This window comes from Blautia difficilis (genome assembly GCF_014297245.1).
GTDB classification, from domain to species: Bacteria; Bacillota; Clostridia; order Lachnospirales; family Lachnospiraceae; genus Blautia_A; species Blautia_A difficilis.
Window position 1 is genome coordinate 166147 of sequence record NZ_JACOQG010000001.1, and the last position, 18523, is coordinate 184669.

Annotated in this window: 19 protein-coding genes; 17 read left to right on the forward strand and 2 right to left on the reverse strand. The window is 42.3% G+C overall.

What is annotated here, in order from left to right:
- The first annotated feature begins 3 nt into the window (after nt 1-3).
- Complete coding sequence (locus H8Z82_RS00705; RefSeq protein ID WP_186993946.1) at nt 4-1263, forward strand: GntP family permease; 1260 nt, start codon at nt 4-6, stop codon at nt 1261-1263.
- 18 nt (nt 1264-1281) lie between these two features.
- Here the strand turns inward: H8Z82_RS00705 and H8Z82_RS00710 are convergent, their stop codons facing one another.
- A complete protein-coding gene (locus tag H8Z82_RS00710; protein WP_186993947.1) occupies nt 1282-2361 on the reverse strand; it encodes a CdaR family transcriptional regulator in 1080 nt (359 codons plus the stop codon).
- Nucleotides 2362-2729: 368 nt separating this feature from the next.
- Here H8Z82_RS00710 and H8Z82_RS00715 point away from each other — a divergent pair, with 368 nt between their 5' ends.
- Both H8Z82_RS00715 and H8Z82_RS00720 read left to right on the forward strand, forming a co-directional pair.
- Nucleotides 2730-3665, forward strand: coding sequence for a LysR family transcriptional regulator (locus H8Z82_RS00715; RefSeq protein ID WP_186993948.1), 936 nt, complete (start codon nt 2730-2732; stop codon nt 3663-3665).
- A 155-nt stretch (nt 3666-3820) separates the two neighbouring features.
- Entirely contained in the window at nt 3821-5884 is a 2064-nt protein-coding gene (locus tag H8Z82_RS00720) for a beta-galactosidase (protein ID WP_186993949.1), read from the forward strand.
- Between the two features lie 9 nt (nt 5885-5893).
- On the opposite strand, the gene H8Z82_RS00725 is transcribed toward H8Z82_RS00720, so the two are convergent.
- Complete coding sequence (locus H8Z82_RS00725; RefSeq protein WP_019163142.1) at nt 5894-6793, reverse strand: AraC family transcriptional regulator; 900 nt, start codon at nt 6791-6793, stop codon at nt 5894-5896.
- 255 nt (nt 6794-7048) lie between these two features.
- Between H8Z82_RS00725 and H8Z82_RS00730 the strand changes: the two genes are divergently transcribed.
- The 14 genes from H8Z82_RS00730 to H8Z82_RS00795 all read left to right on the forward strand — a co-directional run bounded on the left by H8Z82_RS00730 (nt 7049) and on the right by H8Z82_RS00795 (nt 18497).
- Nucleotides 7049-8287: a galactokinase gene (locus tag H8Z82_RS00730; protein ID WP_186993950.1), complete on the forward strand. Its 1239-nt coding sequence runs from the start codon at nt 7049-7051 to the stop codon at nt 8285-8287.
- Nucleotides 8288-8547: 260 nt separating this feature from the next.
- Nucleotides 8548-9264 carry a microcompartment protein PduB gene (gene pduB, locus H8Z82_RS00735; protein WP_019163140.1) on the forward strand — a complete coding sequence of 239 codons (717 nt, stop codon included), beginning with the start codon at nt 8548-8550 and terminating at the stop codon, nt 9262-9264.
- A gap of 163 nt (nt 9265-9427) precedes the next feature.
- On the forward strand, nt 9428-9913 hold the full coding sequence (locus tag H8Z82_RS00740) for a DUF2798 domain-containing protein (RefSeq protein WP_019163139.1): 486 nt from the start codon (nt 9428-9430) through the stop codon (nt 9911-9913).
- A 394-nt stretch (nt 9914-10307) separates the two neighbouring features.
- Entirely contained in the window at nt 10308-11534 is a 1227-nt protein-coding gene (locus tag H8Z82_RS00745; RefSeq protein ID WP_186993951.1) for an O-acetylhomoserine aminocarboxypropyltransferase/cysteine synthase family protein, read from the forward strand.
- 152 nt (nt 11535-11686) lie between these two features.
- Complete coding sequence (locus H8Z82_RS00750; protein ID WP_186993952.1) at nt 11687-12547, forward strand: 4Fe-4S binding protein; 861 nt, start codon at nt 11687-11689, stop codon at nt 12545-12547.
- Nucleotides 12540-12785, forward strand: coding sequence for a sulfurtransferase TusA family protein (locus H8Z82_RS00755; RefSeq protein WP_019163135.1), 246 nt, complete (start codon nt 12540-12542; stop codon nt 12783-12785). Before H8Z82_RS00750 ends, H8Z82_RS00755 begins: the two co-directional genes overlap by 8 nt.
- A 12-nt stretch (nt 12786-12797) precedes the next feature.
- Complete coding sequence (locus tag H8Z82_RS00760; RefSeq protein WP_186993953.1) at nt 12798-13115, forward strand: thioredoxin family protein; 318 nt, start codon at nt 12798-12800, stop codon at nt 13113-13115.
- A gap of 21 nt (nt 13116-13136) precedes the next feature.
- Nucleotides 13137-13343, forward strand: coding sequence for a sulfur carrier protein ThiS (thiS, locus tag H8Z82_RS00765; protein ID WP_019163133.1), 207 nt, complete (start codon nt 13137-13139; stop codon nt 13341-13343).
- Entirely contained in the window at nt 13343-14152 is an 810-nt protein-coding gene (thiF, locus tag H8Z82_RS00770; RefSeq protein WP_173683679.1) for a thiazole biosynthesis adenylyltransferase ThiF, read from the forward strand. Before thiS ends, thiF begins: the two co-directional genes overlap by 1 nt.
- 86 nt (nt 14153-14238) lie before the next feature.
- Nucleotides 14239-14649 (forward strand): M67 family metallopeptidase, encoded by a 411-nt coding sequence (locus tag H8Z82_RS00775; RefSeq protein WP_173683686.1) that lies wholly within the window; start codon nt 14239-14241, stop codon nt 14647-14649.
- Between the two features lie 51 nt (nt 14650-14700).
- Nucleotides 14701-15699 carry a sulfate ABC transporter substrate-binding protein gene (locus H8Z82_RS00780; RefSeq protein WP_186993954.1) on the forward strand — a complete coding sequence of 333 codons (999 nt, stop codon included), beginning with the start codon at nt 14701-14703 and terminating at the stop codon, nt 15697-15699.
- Between the two features lie 77 nt (nt 15700-15776).
- Entirely contained in the window at nt 15777-16613 is an 837-nt protein-coding gene (gene cysT, locus H8Z82_RS00785) for a sulfate ABC transporter permease subunit CysT (protein ID WP_186993955.1), read from the forward strand.
- Nucleotides 16613-17437 (forward strand): sulfate ABC transporter permease subunit CysW, encoded by an 825-nt coding sequence (cysW, locus tag H8Z82_RS00790; protein WP_186993956.1) that lies wholly within the window; start codon nt 16613-16615, stop codon nt 17435-17437. Before cysT ends, cysW begins: the two co-directional genes overlap by 1 nt.
- A 1-nt stretch (nt 17438) precedes the next feature.
- Nucleotides 17439-18497, forward strand: coding sequence for a sulfate/molybdate ABC transporter ATP-binding protein (locus H8Z82_RS00795; RefSeq protein WP_186993957.1), 1059 nt, complete (start codon nt 17439-17441; stop codon nt 18495-18497).
- The last annotated feature ends 26 nt before the right edge of the window (nt 18498-18523 follow it).

Below are 18523 nucleotides of genomic sequence, written 5' to 3' on the forward strand. Positions count from 1 at the left end.
AGAATGGATTATAGTTTTACAACCATAGGTGCTCTGATTGGAATGGCAGTTGCGATTATTCTGATCATAAAAAAAGTTCAGCCCGCTTATAGCCTGATTTTGGGTGCTCTTATTGGCGGAGTAATCGGAAGTGGAAATCTGATATTGACTGTCGATACTATGGTAAGTGGAGCGCAGAGTATGATTTCTTCTGTACTGAGAATTATGACTTCCGGTATTCTGGCGGGAACTCTTATTAAAACCGGAGCTGCGGAAAAAATTGCAGAAGTAATTGTACAGAAATTGGGAGAGAAACGAGCCCTTATTGCTGTTGCGGCTGCAACAATGGTAATATGTGCAGTAGGTGTTTTTGTGGATATTTCAGTTATTACAGTAGCACCTATTGCACTGGCGATTGGAAAAAAAGCAGGATATAATAAAGCTTCTCTTCTTTTGGCAATGATTGGTGGAGGAAAAGCAGGAAATATTATTTCTCCAAACCCAAATACAATAGCTGTTTCTGAAGCGTTCCAGGTTGATCTTACATCTCTGATGATAAAAAATATTATTCCGGCAGTTTGTGCATTAATTGTAACTGTAATTATTGCAACAATACTGTCAAAAAAAGCAGGAACGATGGTTAGTGATCAGGATTTGGAAAAACATGCAGACAATAAAAAACTTCCAACTTTTATTCAGGCATTTGCAGGTCCGCTGACAGTTATTATACTTTTGGCACTGCGTCCGATATTTTCTATTGTAATTGATCCATTGATTGCCCTTCCACTTGGCGGTCTGGTGTGTGCAATTGCATGTGGAAGCCTGGTACAATTCCGTGAGTTTGCAGAATTTGGTCTTAGTAAGGTGGCAGGAGTATCTATTCTTCTTATTGGAACAGGAACTATTGCAGGAATCATTAAAGCATCTGCTTTACAGTATGATGTGATTTCTCTATTGGAAATGATGAAGATGCCGGCATTTATTCTTGCGCCGATTGCAGGTATTCTGATGGCAGGAGCTACTGCATCTACTACAGCCGGTGCGACCATTGCGTCTCAGACTTTTGCACAAACACTGTTAAATGCAGGAATTCCGGCTATTTCCGCAGGAGCCATGATTCATGCCGGTGCAACAGTAATCGATTCTCTGCCGCATGGTTCTTTTTTCCACGCGACAGGTGGTTCTGTAGGAATGAATATTAAGGAAAGAATGAAATTGATTCCGTTTGAGGCATGTATTGGTCTTACGAGTACAATTGTGGCGGTAATTGTGTATCTGATATAAAGATATCAAATTCTGATACTACAGTTTCCCAGCCAGGTACAGAAGAACGGCATCTTTAAATCTACGTGGATTCAGCCCGGTTTTTCTGTAGATATGATTGAGTTTGTATTGAAGTGTGTTTTTGTGTAAAAAAAGCTTTTCACAGGTATTATGCAGAGACATATCCTGATCAAAATAGGTGGTTATAATTTTGAGTTCTTCTCCGGTAAGATTTGTGATAGTCCGGGAGAGGAACTCTTCTTTTTCTTGTTTCCCTGATCCGGAGAGAAGGAGTTCCAGCGTGAGATTATCATACATTACAAAATTTTTGTCAGGATTAGTTATGCTTTTCAAAGCCGTCACAGCGGAAGAATAAGATTCTGCCAGCTGATAGATGGAAGTGCTCTTTCCAACTGCGATTTTCAGAAGCTTCTGCTGTTCTGCGGCAAACTGCTTTAGTATAAAGGATTTTCTGTCAAAAAGTTCAGAATCTGCAACTGCCAGATACTCATCTGGATAATGAAAGGCATATAAATTCAGAGGAAAAATGGAAAACATCTGAGTTACTTTCTGTTCCAGAAGTGAAAAATTAGCCATATTATATCTTGCATTTATCTGTAGTAATATGAGTCGTTTGGAAGTTCGAACATCTACAGAAAACTCTGTCAGGAGACTCTGGATATATTCCATATTGAGATTCTGATTACGAATCAGAGAATCGATGATATACTGACGTTTATCATTTTGATTACGGCTGATCATATTCAGCTCCTGTTCGCGGATTAGAAGATTGGTGATGCGTTCTGCCAGATGGGCATATTTTCTCACGGTATCTGGTTCACCGGTAATACCGATCACAGCCAGTAAAGACTGGTTATGGTAAACTGGCATATTAATCCCTTTCTGACTGCCGTAGAAGCTATTGTCAGAAGATACTTCGATAGTATTTCCTGTGGCTGCAGCTTTCTGCCCGATTTCGTGGAAAGTTCCAACTCTTTCCGGATTAGTGCTGGCAAAAATAATCCCGGACTGATCAATAAAATTAACATCCTGGCCGCATACGTCTTTGACAGTATTGACAATCTGTGTAGCAAGGGAGTGATCTATTTTTATCTGCATGATAATTTCTCCATTATATGAATTCTTCAGGGAATTGTGCTATCTACTGATATTGTATCCTATATGTGTTTAGGATACAATTGTTAGTTTTTATCATTGCCGGTTTCTTACAGACTGATAAAAACAAAAAACTTGAGGCACATAGTAAATTGTAATTTTATGTTTCCCTTTTGTAGAAATTGCAATGTTGAGAAACCTGAGAAGATATAGTAAAATTATTGAAGTAACTATTTATGCCACTGGTAGTGTCACAAATAGGAAAATAATTATATGGGTAAAATGAAATCAATTTAGCAGAATTGTCTCAGATGAATTATTTATGAGGATTGCTATAGAAAGAAATTAATGGTATATAAGGGAGAAACCATATGACATTAACACAGATGAATTACATCATCACAATTTCCGAAACCGGTTCACTGAATAAAGCTGCGGAGGCGTTGTATATTTCCCAGCCGTCTCTGACCAATGCAGTGAAGGAGCTGGAGAAGGAGCTTGGAATCATTATATTCAACCGCAGCGGCCGTGGTGTGACACTGACCAATGACGGGACAGAATTTCTGATGTACGCCCGTCAGATATACGGACAGTATGAGAGTGTGGTTGAGAAATACAGTGAGGGTGGCTCCTATAAGAAGAAATTTGGCGTTTCCACCCAGCATTATTCCTTTGCAGTGAAAGCATTCGTGGATATGGTGCAGAAGTTTGATGTGTCGGAATATGAATTTGCCATCAGGGAGACAAAGACTGCAGATGTGATCAGTGACGTCAGCACCATGAAAAGCGAGGTGGGAGTACTCTACCTCAGTGATTTCAACAGAAAGGCACTGTTAAAGCTTCTCCACTCTGCGAATCTGGAGTTTCATCATTTGATTGACTGTCAGGCATATGTATATTTGTGGAAAAATCATCCGCTGGCAAATGAGAAATCTATCAGCTACAGCCAGCTGGCAAAATATCCCTGTCTGTCCTTCGAACAGGGAGACAAGAGCAGTTTTTATCTGTCAGAGGAAATTCTGTCTACCAATGAATATTCCAGAACAGTTAAGGCTTCGGACCGTGCAACTATGCTGAATCTGATGGTAGGACTCAATGGCTATACCCTGTGTTCCGGAATCATCTGTGAGGAGCTGAATGGCAGTGACTATCTGGCAATTCCTTTCGAAGGGGACGAGCAGAACCAGAACAGTGATATGGAGATCGGCTATATTACCAGAAAGAATTCGATTCTCAGCAAGGTAGGAAATCTGTATGTATCTTCTCTGCAGAAATATCTGGAACAGAATACTGTTTCTATGGAGTAATAAAAAAAGAATACAAAGTCAATAAATAATGTTTATCTGAGAGAAATGATATTTACCCGAGATAAGTGATATCATATCCTGCAGATTTCGGTTAATATAAGAGAAAAATTGACAGAAATGTTATAGTCAGAGTATCAGTCAGGAGGATATTATTAATGAAGAAACTTCTCTACGGAGCAGCATATTACGATGAATATATGCCATATGACCGCCTGCAGCAGGACGTGGCAATGATGAAAAAAGCAGGGATCAATACAGTAAGGATCGCAGAATCCACATGGAGTACCTGTGAACCACAGGAAGGTGTTTTTGATTTCTCGCATGTGGAACGTGTTATGGACGCTATGGAGGAAGCCGGGATCAATGTGATCATCGGAACTCCTACATATGCGATCCCTACATGGATGGTGAAGTCTCATCCGGATGTTATGGCAGAAACTGTAAAGGGCAGAGGAATCTACGGAGCCCGTCAGATCATGGACATCACTCATCCGGTCTATCGTTTCTATGCGGAGCGTGTGATCCGTAAATTAATGGAATGCACTGCACACAGAAAATGTGTTATTGGTTTCCAGGTAGATAATGAAACAAAGTATTACGGAACAGCAGGTAAAAATGTTCAGGAGAAATTTGTAAAATATCTTCGTAAGAAATTCAACAATGATCTGGATGCCATGAATTATGAATTTGGTCTGGATTACTGGAGTAACCGTATCAATGCATGGGAGGATTTCCCGGACGTAAGAGGAACGATTAATGGAAGCCTTGGCGCGGAATTTGAGAAGTTCCAGAGAACACTGGTAGATGAGTTCTTAAGCTGGCAGGCAGATATCGTAAATGAATACCGCAGAGAAGATCAGTTTATTACTCATAATTTTGATTTTGAATGGCGGGGATATTCCTATGGAGTACAGCCGGATGTAAACCATTATCATGCAGCGAAAGCCCTGACAATTGCAGGCACAGATATTTATCATCCAACACAGGATGACCTGACAGGGGCAGAGATTGCATTTGGCGGTGATATGACACGTTCTTTAAAGAGAGATAACTATCTTGTTCTGGAAACAGAAGCTCAGGGTTATCCGGGATGGACTCCTTATAAGGGACAGTTTAGACTTCAGGCATACAGTCATCTGGCAAACGGCGCAAACAGTGTGATGTACTGGCACTGGCATTCTATTCATAATTCATTTGAGACATACTGGAGAGGACTTCTCAGCCATGACATGCAGGAGAATGCACCATACCGTGAAGCCTGCATCATCGGAAATGAATTTTCCAGGCTTGGAAGCCATCTGGTAAATCTGAAAAAGAAAAATGATGTTGCCATTCTTGTAAGTAATGAAGCATTAACAGCTCTTAAATGGTTTGGAATTGAAGCAACTGCAGCAGGAGATCATGGTATTGGATATAATGATGTTGTCCGCTGGCTTTATGACACACTGTTTAAGATGAATATTGAGTGTGATTTTGTATGGCCGGAATCAGATAACCTGGATCAGTATAAAGCAATCTTTGTCCCGGCACTCTATGCTGCGCCGGATGAACTTCTGGAGAGACTGAATCAGTACGTGGCAGATGGCGGCACTCTGGTGGCAACATTCAAGACGGCATTTGCAAATGAGAATATTAAAGTAAGCCATGAAATGCAGCCCCATATTTTAAGTAACTGTTTCGGAATCAACTACCAGCAGTTTACCTTCCCGAAGAATGTCGGACTGACTGGAAGCATTATCCGGGAAAACGCTGTAGCTGAGATAGATGGAAGAAATGCAGCAAAAGAAAATGCAGATTTATCTGTAGCATCAGCAAAAGTATTCATGGAATTATTAATGCCACAGGAAGCAGAAGTACTTGCATCCTATGACCATTATAATTGGAAGGAATACGCAGCGATCACAAAGAATCATTATGGAAAAGGAACTGCCATTTACATTGGCTGTATGACAGATAACAACACCTTAAAAGCAGTACTCACAGAAGCACTTAACAGCGCAGAAGTAGAAATTCCGGAGTATAGCTGGCCGGTGATCGTGAGAAAAGGAACCAATGATCTGGGTAAATGTGTCAGATATATCCTGAACTATTCTGCAGAAGAACAGAATGTTGTATATCATGGCGCGGACGGAACAGAACTGTTTTCAGAGGAATCTGTACAAGATGGAGAAAGCATTACTGTTCTGCCTTGGAATCTGAAGATCGTGGAAGAAGCATAAAGTATAGCTTCACATATCTTTCTTTATATTCTGTTTTCTATATTTCTGCGGGCTGCAGCCCTTTACTCTGGAGAATACCTTGGCATAGTAGTTGGAGTCTGTGAAGCCGGATTTCTGGGCGACTTCCATGATGCTGTCATCGGAGCTGAGGAGAAATTCAAGGCTCCGTTCCACCCGGTATTCCTGTAGGAATGTAAACAGGGATACATTCATGTATCTCTTGAATAACCGGCTGCATTCACTCTCGCAGAGGTGGATCTCCTCTGCGATATCTTTCATCTGGATTTTATTCATGTAATTGTGTTCCAGATAATCCATAATCTCACGCATACGATTGCGCTCCAGTTTGCTGTGTTCCGTATAGGGGAGGTTCTCCGGGAGATTCTGCAACATACAGCGCCACAGCTTCTGCAGAGTTCCGGTGATATCCAGTTCGTAAAATTCTTTTTTTTCTTCATACAGAATTATGATTTCTCTTACATATTCGGAAAAAACTTCATGCCAGGGCTGAGAGTGATCCACGTAGACTGCGGGAAGTGAGAAATTCTGTAAAAATGGCTCCACATATTTCCTGCGCAGGATACTTCCGTAAGAACCATAGATAATCTTGGGCAGAAAGGTGATGGAAACATATTTGCAGTCATGCATATCTTCCATGAAACCTGCGTGAAGAACATTAGCGTTTCCCAGAAGGATGTCCCCGGTTTTCATGTGATAAGTACACTGGTTTACTTTATAGAGGATCTGTCCATCCAGTACAAGAGTGATCTCTATCTCGGGATGCCAGTGCCAGAGAAAGGAGCCGGATTTGTAACCGGAAAGTTTCTCATAGCTTACCAGCAGCGGAAACTCATCACTGCCGTGTTTCTTCAGTTCTTTCTGGGAGCTGTCGGTTATGATCTCTGCCATTGGATGTGTATCCTCCTGTACGTGTATAATAATTTTATTGTACACGTATTTTGGTATAAACGCAAGATTTTACTATTTTCTCCTCAGATTATCAAGGATTTTTCTATTGTGATAAAGTATACTGGATTTCAAGAGTGTAGTCGAAATAAGGCTGCTCCCAAACTTTCATACACATATTCATGTCTGATGCCGGGTTTATGCAATATTATTGCATAACGGCAGTCAGACCGGAAAAATGAACGGAGGATTTTTACAATGAATATTCCAAATAAAAATGAATTAACACGTATTTACGGAGAAGCAGAGAAATCAGTAGCACGTTTTCAGGCTGTAGCTGATCATTTCGCAGAAATTTACCATCATGATACAGCAGAATTTTTCACAGCACCGGGAAGAACAGAAATCATCGGAAACCATACAGACCATAACGGCGGCCGCGTGATCGCAGGCAGCATTGACATGGATACCATCGGTGCAGCTTACCCGAATAACAGTAATATTATTCATATTACAAGTGAAGGATATGATAAAGAAGTTGTTGTAGATATTGATAATCTTTCAAGTGTACCGAAGGCTCAGGGAACTTTATCTCTTGTAGCTGGTATGGTGGACGCAATCCAGAAATTCGGATTTAAAGTAGCAGGATTTGACGCTTATGTAACAACAAACGTAATCCGTGCAGCAGGTGTAAGTTCTTCTGCATCTTTCGAAATGCTTGTATGCTCTATCATTAATTATTTCTTCAATGATGGTGCAATGACATATATCAACTATGCAAAAGCAGGACAGTATGCTGAGAATGTTTACTGGCTGAAAGCTTCCGGATTAATGGATCAGCTTGCATGTGCAGTCGGTGGCCCGATCCTTCTTGACTTCTCTGACAGAGAGAACCCGAAATATGAGAAAGTAAACTTCTCTTTCCATGATTATAACCATCACCTTGTGATCGTAAATACAGGAAAAGGACATGCTGATCTGAGTGCAGAGTACTCTGAAATCCCTATGGAAATGAAGGAAGCAGCAAAGGCAGCAGGAGCAGAGCTTCTCTGTGAGACAACTCTTGATAAAGTGCTTGCAAATATGGATAAGATTGACAATGACAGAGCAATCTTAAGAGCAATCCATTTCTTTAAGGAGAATGAAAGAGTAGAAAAGGCTGCAAAAGCAGTGGAAGAGAAAGACGGGGAAACAGTATTAAAGCTTCTCAGCGAATCCGGAAAATCTTCCTGGGAACTGCTTCAGAACTGCTATCCGATTAAGGCATATACAGAGCAGAAGATTTCTGTTGCACTTGCATTGACAGACCTTTTCCTTGAGAAGCTGGGCAAAGGTATCTGCCGTATCCATGGCGGTGGATTTGCCGGTGTTATTATGTGCGTAGTGCCGGAGGAAGAGACAGAGAACTATGTTTCCTATATTTCTGAATTTGCAGGAAAAGAAAACGTATATCCAATGAATATCCGCGCAGTTGGTGCAGTGCATATTGAAAAATAATTACTGTTCACTTCGTTCACAGCAATACGCTTTGCGATGCACAGAATTTATGCTAATCGCATAAATTCGCGCAGTATGTCTCGGATTTTCTGTGACCTTCGCTCACAAAAAATACCTTGCGGGATATTACCAATAAATAGTAATAAAAATAATCTGCTAAGAAAATTCATTGCACATCAGATGTGAACATGGTAAGCTAAATATAAATGAAAAAGGCTTTTATTATTTGGAAAATATGATAGTCAGAGAGGTAATTTTATATGATAGATGTACATGAAATCAGTACACATTGTACGCGCAGTGAATTTGTAGGCACAGCAGTTCTGGATACCATCGGACTGGTGATTTCTGGAATTGATGATACTTTGCTTAAAGAGATGAATGTAGGAACGAAGTATCATTGCCTGGGATTGTTTAGTTCCCGTACAGGAGCAGCAGGGCAGCTGACTGCTATAGATGATGCGGTAAAAGCAACTAACACGGAGGTTCTTTCCATAGAATTACCAAGGGATACAAAGGGCTGGGGCGGCCATGGTAACTACATTGTTCTTGGAGGCTCTGATGTTTCCGATGTGCGTCATGCTATATCTATGGCGTTGGAGCTTACTAATAAATATGCAGGAGAGGTCTATATCAGTGAGAGCGGTCATCTGGAGTTTGCTTATTCCGCCAGTGCAGGACAGGCTCTGAATAAGGCTTTTGGAGTACCTATGGGAGAAGCCTTTGGTTTTATGGCTGGTTCTCCGGCTGCAATCGGGCTGGTAATGGCAGATACTGCAATGAAGTCGGCGTCCCTTTCTATTGCAAGATATATGACACCTGACAGAGGAACCAGTCATTCCAATGAGGTGATACTGGCTGTTTCCGGAGATGCCAGCGCTGCAAAAACAGCAGTACTGAATGCCAGACAGATTGGTCTGGAGCTTCTGATCGCAATGGGCAGCTACCCGGAGATCCCCGGGACACCTTATTTATAAAAAAATCTTGACTTTTGTATCCGGAATCCATATAATAATCAACGGTAAATTTAAGAAAAAAGATATTTGGTTTTATATTGGAAACGGTACATCCTCCTGGATGGTTATGAACAACACAAATTTCTGTTTATGTTATTCACACACTATCTAAGGAGGATTTTTTATGCCAAAAAACAAGTTTCAGGAAGTAATTTTTACGATCATCATGGTATTTGTGATGGTTTATGCCATGATCTGCTACAACATTGTATTGAATACAGGGACAATGACAAATGAGACATTTCTGCTAGCTTTTCATGAACTGACATTTATGGGACCGATTGCATTTATTCTTGATTTCTTTATCATCGGTGGGCTTGCAAAGAAGATTGCATTTGGTATTGTGGATATGAGAAGAGATAATCCGTTCCACCTGGTACTTGCAATTTCTGCAGTATCTGTAGCATTTATGTGTCCGTGCATGAGCTTTGCAGCCACTGTGCTGATCAAACATGCACCGGTAAGCCAGATTATCCCTACATGGCTTCAGACAACAGCAATGAATTTCCCGATGGCGTTCTTCTGGCAGATTTTTTATGCCGGTCCGCTGGTTCGCTTCATTTTCAGAAAGCTTTTTCCTGAGAAAGAAATGGAGAAGGCTTCTGTATAAAAATAGGAAACTGTAAAAATAAGAAACAAAGGCGCTGCTGCATTTGCCAACCAGGCAATGCAATGGCGCTTTTTTATGTTATAGGAAATTACTCCGTAATGTTCCTATAACACAAAAAAGCCCTCCGGGCAGGATCGAACTGCGACGGAGAGGAATTATGTCGCTGAAGCGACCCGTCGCAGGCGGAGAATCCTGCAAGCAGGATTCTTTTTTATATTTATATAGTTTTAAACTATATAAAATTATAAAAAGCAGGTATAAGCTATGACGTTGACATTTCCGGAAACTACAAATATACTATTATTCATATCAAATAACTATGAAAAGAGAACAGGGAAGATAACTCAAAAAGGGGTTGTCTGATATGTTGTTTGAGTGTATAAAGGAGAGTGCCATGAAATTTCAGACCAGATTACTGCATGGAAAATCCGTGCAAAGTTATGAAGCCGGAGCTACAGTGCCGGCGATCAGCCAGTGTAATGCTTATTCTTATGAATCATCGGAGCAGCTGGAGAAGGTTTTTCAGAACCGCGCACCGGGTTTTGCTTACACAAGGATAGGAAACCCTACAGTGGATGCTTTTGAGCGAAGGGTAAATGAATTGGAGGGCGGAATGGGAGCGATTGCCTGTTCCTCCGGAATGTCTGCAGTTACCCTGTCTCTGCTGAATATTCTTCAGTCAGGAGATGAGGTGATCGCCGGAAGCGGCCTGTTTGGAGGCACTTTGGATCTGCTTCATGATCTGGAGGCCTTTGGTATTATAGTGAAGCTTATCCCTAGGGTAGAAAAAGCATTGCTAGAACCGTTGATCTCAGAAAAAACCAAAGTGGTATTCGGAGAGATTATCGGTAATCCGGGACTGAATGTAATGGATATAAGAGAAACCGGGGATTTCTTGCATGAAAAAGGAATTCCTCTGATCGTGGACAGTACTACGGCAACCCCATATCTGATCCGGCCGCTGGAATATGGTGCAGATGTGGTAGTACATTCTACCTCTAAATATATCAATGGAAGTGGTGATGCTATCAGCGGAATTATCGTGGACGGAGGAACCTTTCATTGGGATCCGGAAAGATATCCGGGTATGAAAGAATATGCAAAATTTGGTAAATTTGCTTATCTGGTAAAGCTGCGTAATGGAATCTGGCGGAATATGGGAGGCTGTCTGGCTCCTGTGAATGCTTATCTGAATATTATCGGAATGGAGACCCTGGGACTGCGTATGGAACGGATCTGCAGCAATGCGCTGGCTCTGGCACAGGCACTGGAGCAGCTGGACGGGGTGACAGTGAATTATCCGCTGCTGGAATCAAATCCTTACCATAAGATTGCCGGAGATCAGTTTGGAAACAAAGGCGGTGGGATCCTGACGATCCGTGCCGGTTCCAGGGAGAGAGCCTATGCTGTGATCAACAGGCTGAAATATGTAAAGATTGCCACTAATATCGGCGATGTGCGGACTCTGGTGATCCATCCTGCATCTACGATCTATCTTCACAGTAACCGGGAAGCCAGGGAAGCGGCAGGAGTATTTGAAGATAGTATCCGTGTCAGCGTAGGAATTGAGGACGCAGAGGATCTGATCCGGGATTTCGCAGAGGCAATTTCGCAGAGGTAGTAGAAAAGATGTATTTATTTTCAGATATTTATTGACAAATTATGTCAGGTGGTGTAATATCATACAAAACCTAGCAATAAACTATGAAAATAAAAAATAACCTTATAGATTTATCTTTAGAATGAAAGGCGTTCTACAGGAGGAAGAGGACAATGGCAGATTATGCAGCATTAAAAAAAGGCGGATTCATGCGCCAGAAACAGAAAAATAATTTTTCATTAAGAATCCGCGTAGTTGGCGGACATCTGGATGCGAAACAGCTTGCAAAGGTAGCTGAGGTTTCAGAGAAATACGGCGAGGGCTATGTACATCTTACTTCCCGTCAGGGTGTGGAGATTCCTTTTATCAAGTTAGATCAGATTGATGAAGTGAAAGCAGCGCTGGCAGAGGGAAATGTGGTTCCGGGTGTATGCGGACCACGAGTTCGTACCATCACAGCCTGTCAGGGCGCGGCTATCTGTCCCAGCGGATGTATTGATACCTATACACTGGCAGAGGAGCTGGACGAGAGATACTTCGGACGTGAGCTTCCACATAAATTCAAATTCGGTGTTACCGGATGTCATAATAACTGCTTAAAAGCAGAAGAGAATGACGTAGGAATCAAGGGCGGTATTAAAGTAGCATGGCAGGAAGAGAAATGTATCCAGTGTGGTGTCTGTGTAAAAGCCTGCCGAGAAGGAGCAATCATATTAGAAGATGGAAAAATCTCCGTTGATTCTTCCAAATGTAATTTCTGCGGACGATGCACCAAAGCCTGTCCTACAGATGCCTATGACAATACTCACGGATATATTGTTTCTTTCGGAGGAATCTTCGGAAACCACATCAATAGAGGAAAGACAGTGATCCCGTTTATTGAGGATCATGAAAAACTTCTGAAAGTCTGTGATGCAGCCATTAATTTCTTCGAGAAGAATGCAAATGCCGGTGAACGACTGAAATTTACCATCGACCGGGTAGGTGAGGACAAATTTAATAAAGAAATCCTGGAGGCATATGAAAATGAGTGAGATTAAAATTGATGATACTGTAGATATTACAGATGTTGTGTGCCCGGTAACCTTTGTAAAGGCAAAGGTAGCGCTGGAAGAGCTGGATGAGGGACAGATCTTATCCATCCGAATGAATGACGGGGAACCGGTACAGAACGTACCCCGAAGTATTAAGGAAGAAGGACATCAGATCCTGAAGCTGGATGATAACGAAGACGGAACTTACACACTCTATGTAAAGAAAGTGGAAGACTGACAGGAGCGGATCATGGCAGAAAGATTAAGTGGTGAGACTTTTAAGGAAAAAGCTTTCCAGTCCGGAAAACTGACGCTGATCGATTTCTATTCTGACAGCTGTGTACCATGTAAGAGAATGGTTCCGGTGCTTGCAAAGCTGGAAGAGAAATACGGTGATCAGATTTTTGTTGGAAAGGTAAATGTAGCTTACGAACAGGAGCTTGTAGAGGAATATAAGGTTATGTCAGCACCGACCCTGATTTTCCTGAAAGAGGGAGAACAGATCCAACGACTGACAGGAGCAAAGAAAGCTGCAGAACTGGAAGAAATTATTGATCAGAATTTATAAGAATAAAGGAGAACAGATGTTATGGTTATCACAGTAGCAGGAGATAAAAAAGAAGTAAAAGATGCAATCACAGTTTCAGAACTGATCGTACAGGAGGATGTAGAAACTCCTCAGTATGTAACTGTATCAGTAAACGATGACTTCATCGACAAAGCAGAATTTGATACCTATGCATTAAAAGAAGGAGACAGTGTTGAATTTCTGTACTTTATGGGAGGTGGAAGATAGTGGCATTTACAAATGATCAGCTCGAACGTTATTCCAGACACATTATTCTGAAAGAGGTTGGAGCAAAAGGACAGAAAAAACTGCTCAATTCCAGTGTCCTGATCATAGGGGCAGGTGGACTGGGTTCACCGGCAGCCCTTTATCTTGCAGCAGCAGGTGTGGGAACCATCGGAATTGCAGACGCAGATGAGGTAGATCTTTCCAATCTGCAGAGACAGATCATTCATGCAACAAAGGATGTGGGAAAGCCAAAGGTTCTTTCTGCAAAAGAATCTATGGAAGCTATCAATCCGGATGTAACAGTAAAAACTTACCAGACTTTTGTAGATTCTGAAACGATCATGGATCTGATCAAGGATTATGATTTCATTATTGACGGAACCGATAATTTTCCGGCGAAATTCCTGATCAACGATGCCTGTGTTATGGCAAAGAAACCATTCTCTCACGCAGGAATCCTTCGTTTCCAGGGACAGCTTATGACTTATGTTCCGGGAGAAGGACCCTGTTACAGATGTGTATTCAAAGATCCGCCGCCAAAGGATGCCGTACCTACCTGTAAACAGGCTGGTGTCATCGGAGCAATGGGAGGTGTGATCGGAAGCCTTCAGGCAATGGAAGCCATCAAGTATATTCTTGGAGTTGGAGATCTTCTTACAGGATATCTTCTTACTTATGATGCGCTTACCATGGAGTTCCGTAAGATCAAACTTCCGCAGCATGTAAAGAACTGCCCGGTATGTGGAGAACATCCTACAATTACCGAACTGATCGATTACGAGCAGGCAGAATGTGACGGAGTTCTGTAGGGAATGTTTAGAGATTGTGAGATCTGAGAGGATATGGAACGGTCTGTAGATATTTTCTGAAGAACTGAATCAGGAGAGAGTAAATAATGATTACAATGTCAAAAAGTGACTACGAAATAATTTTAAAGCATGCCAGAGAAAATCTTCCGGAAGAAGCCTGCGGACTGGTCGCAGGAAAAAAGGAAGGTAAGGACAAATTTATTGAAAAGGTTTACTGCCTGACAAATATTGATCATTCCAATGAACATTTTTCACTGGATCCAAAAGAGCAGCTGGCAGCAGTTAAGGATATGCGTGCCAACGGTCTGGTACCTCTGGGTAACTGGCATTCCCATCCGGAAAGTCCATCCAGACCATCCGAAGAAGATAAGAGACTGGCTTATGACAGCACAGCAAGCTATATGATCCTTTCCCTTATGGACAATGAGAATCCGGTTCTGAATTCCTTCCATATAGAAGGAACAGAATCTGAGAAGGAAGAACTTGTATTGGTGTAAAATCCCAAAGAAGAGACTGAAAAAATCACGGAAATGCTCAGGAGATGAAACATGATCAGAAAAATATTTGCATTGAGTCTGGCAGCTGTGCTGGCACTGACACCGGTACAGGCTTTTGGAAAAACAGTATCTATCACAAATGTTTCCTACGACCCTACCAGAGAAATGTTTGAACAGTATAATAAAATATTCCAGGAGCACTGGAAGGAGAAAACCGGAGAGGATGTGGAGATCACACAGTCTCACGGCGGTTCCGGGAAGCAGGCACTGGAAGTGGCCAACGGACTGGATGCAGATGTAGTGACACTGGCGTTAGAATATGATATTGAATCCATAGAGAACGCAGGGCTGATCAAGGCAGGATGGATAGATAACTTCGACAATGACAGTTCTCCCTATACATCCACCATCGTATTCCTGGTTAAGAAAGGAAATCCAAAGAAGATTCAGGACTGGGATGACCTGACAAGGGATGGGGTAGGAGTGGTAACTCCGAATCCCAAGACCTCAGGAGGTGCCAGATGGAACTACATGGCAGCATGGGCTTATGCAGATAAGAAATACAACGGAGATGAGACACAGATGAAAGATTTCATCAGGAAGCTCTACCAGAATGTAGTAGTCCTGGACTCCGGTGCAAGAGGTGCAACCACTTCTTTCGTAGAAAACGGACAGGGCGATGTGCTGGTAGCGTGGGAAAACGAAGCCTATCTTTCTATGCGTGATTACCCGGATGAGTACGAGATCGTTACTCCCAGTGTCAGCATTCTGGCACAGCCCACGGTAGCAGTGGTGGATGAGGTAGTAGATTACAGAGACACAAGAGAAGTGGCAACTGAGTACTTAAACTATCTGTATTCCCACGAAGCACAGGAAATTGAAGCAGAGAATTATTTCCGTCCAACCAATGAGGAAATTCTGAAAAAACACAGGGATGTGTTTGACCTGAGCGTAAATCTGGTAAATATCAGTGAATACGGTGGATGGAATGAGGTGCAGAAAAAGCACTTCGCCGATGGCGGAATTTTTGATGAAATCTATGAGAGATAAAGAGGCAGACAGGGAAATTGCCCACTGACACAACAACAGGACCGGAACATACGAGACGAGAGAGGTGGTAATTGATTATGAAAAAAAGAAACAAACCGGTGATTCCAGGATTCGGACTCTCCATGGGAATTACCATTTCCATATTAAGTCTGGTGGTTCTGATCCCACTTGCCAGTCTGGTGATCTACACCGCGAAATTAAGCTTTAAAGATTTCATCGAAACCATTACAAGAGCCAGAGTACTGGCATCCTTTTACACCAGCTTTATATCTGCTTTCGCAGCAGCTGTAATAAATGGCATCATGGGAACCATTCTTGCATGGGTACTTGTGAAATATGAATTTCCGGGCAAGTGGATTATGGACGGAATGATTGAGCTTCCTTTTGCGCTTCCAACAGCAGTTGCAGGTATTGCACTTACTTCCCTGACCTCTGATTCCGGACTGGTGGGCAGCTTTTTTGCCAGATTTGGTATCAAAATCGCATACACAAGAATCGGAATCACAGTAGCTATGATCTTTGTAGGAATTCCTTTCGTTGTAAGAAGCGTACAGCCAGTCCTGGAGAAAATGGACAACTCCTGCAGTGAAGCAGCCGGTGTACTGGGAGCGAAGAAATCCACCATTTTCTGGAAAGTGATTTTTCCGGAACTGAAACCTGCGATTTTTGCAGGAACCGGACTTGCGTTTGGCAGATGCCTGGGTGAATACGGAAGCATCGTATTTATTGCAGGAAATAAACCATATTATACAGAAATCACACCTTTGATCATTATGTCAGAGCTTCAGGAATTTGATTATTCCAGTGCGACAGCAATAGCACTGGTGATGTTGGCGGTTTCATTTTTCATTCTGTTTCTCAATAATGTGATCCAGCAGAGAAACGCGAGAATCTTAAAAGGAGGAAATGCCTGATGGACAACAATGGAAAGACTTCAGAGAAAATTACAAAATGGGTTCTGATCGGGATCAGCATTTTGTTTCTGGCGGTAATGCTCCTCCTTCCGCTGGTCACTGTGATTACAGAAGCACTACGGAGCGGCTGGAAGGTTTATGCGGCAGCAGTGACAGATGAATATACGGTCAAAGCACTTCTTCTCACTGTGAAGGCAACTCTTTTTGCAGTTATCTTTAATACAGTCTTTGGAATCTTTGCAGCCTGGGCACTGACCAAGTTTCAGTTCAGGGGTAAGAAGCTTCTGACAACTCTGATCGATCTTCCGGTTACCATTTCTCCGGTAATCGCAGGTCTGATCTTTCTTCTGATTTTTGGACGACAGAGTCCTGTCTACTTTTTCCTTTTGAAATTCGGAATTAAAGTTGTATTCTCTGTACCGGGAATCATTATTGCAACTGTATTTGTAACCTTTCCTTTTATTTCCAGAGAGCTGATTCCGGTTCTGGAAGCAGAAGGAACGGACGAGGAAGAAGCTGCAGCTCTTATGGGAGCCGGCGGATGGACCATCTTCCGGAAGATTACCTTTCCTCATATTAAATGGGCATTGCTTTATGGCATCGTACTCTGTACAGCGAGAGCAATGGGAGAGTTCGGAGCAGTGTCTGTCCTTTCCGGACATTTGAGGGGAAAAACCAACACACTTCCTCTTCATGTAGAGATTCTATTTAATGAGTTTCAGTATGTTCCGGCATTTGCCGTATCTTCACTGCTGGTGATCATGGCAGTTATTATTCTGGTGATCCGAAGCGTGATCGAATACAAAGGAAAGAAGGAAGCCTGATATGTATGTAGAGTTAAAAAATATAAATAAGACCTATGGTTCCTACCAGGCATCAAGAAATGTGAATTTCGGAATCGAAAAAGGTAAGCTGATCGGCCTGCTGGGACCAAGTGGAAGCGGAAAAACAACTATTCTTCGAATGATCGCAGGTCTGGAAAATCCGGACAGTGGAGAGATCATTATTGACGGAAAGGTAGTCAACGATGTTCCGGCCAGTGAGCGTGGAATCGGATTTGTGTTTCAGAATTATGCATTGTTTCGTTATATGACAGTCTATGACAATGTAGCGTTCGGTCTGAAGGTTCAGAAAGTAGACAAAAAGAAAATTCATGCCAGAGTCATGGAGCTGGTCAAACTGGTAGGACTGGAAGGACTGGAGAAAAGATATCCAAGCCAGCTGTCCGGCGGCCAGAGACAGAGGGTAGCATTTGCCAGAGCCCTTGCCCCGAACCCCCAGGTATTACTTCTGGATGAGCCATTTGCAGCTATTGATGCAAAAATCCGTCAGGAATTACGAAGCTGGTTAAAAGAGATGATCGAGAAACTGGGTATCACCAGTATTTTTGTTACTCATGATCAGGATGAAGCCATTGAAGTGGCAGATGAGATCATCATTACCAATGCAGGACAGATTGAGCAGAAGGGCACACCAGTGGAAGTTTACAGAAACCCGGAAACCGCTTTTACCGCATCCTTCTTCGGACAGCCATCTGTACTGGAAAATGCAGATGATTTCCATACCTTTACTCAGGCGGAGGGAGCAGACAAGATTATTGTCCGTCCGGAATTTGTAAAGATTTCCAAACTGGATGAGGTAGAGAAGTTCAGAACCTCTGTATCTCAGGGAGTGGTGGAACAGGTTTCCTTCAGAGGGGATAACCTGGAGCTTCAGGTGAGAGTGAACAATTCTGTAGTAACTGCCAGAAGAAGTCTGGAGAAAGCAGATGTCCGCGAGGGAGAAATTGTCAATGTATTCCTGTACAGGATTTTCGCACTAAAGGGTGACAGTGTACAGCTGATCGAGAATGAGGCTGTAAGGGATGACTTTGTAATTATCTAAGGAAATTGGAGAAAAGAGTAACAGAG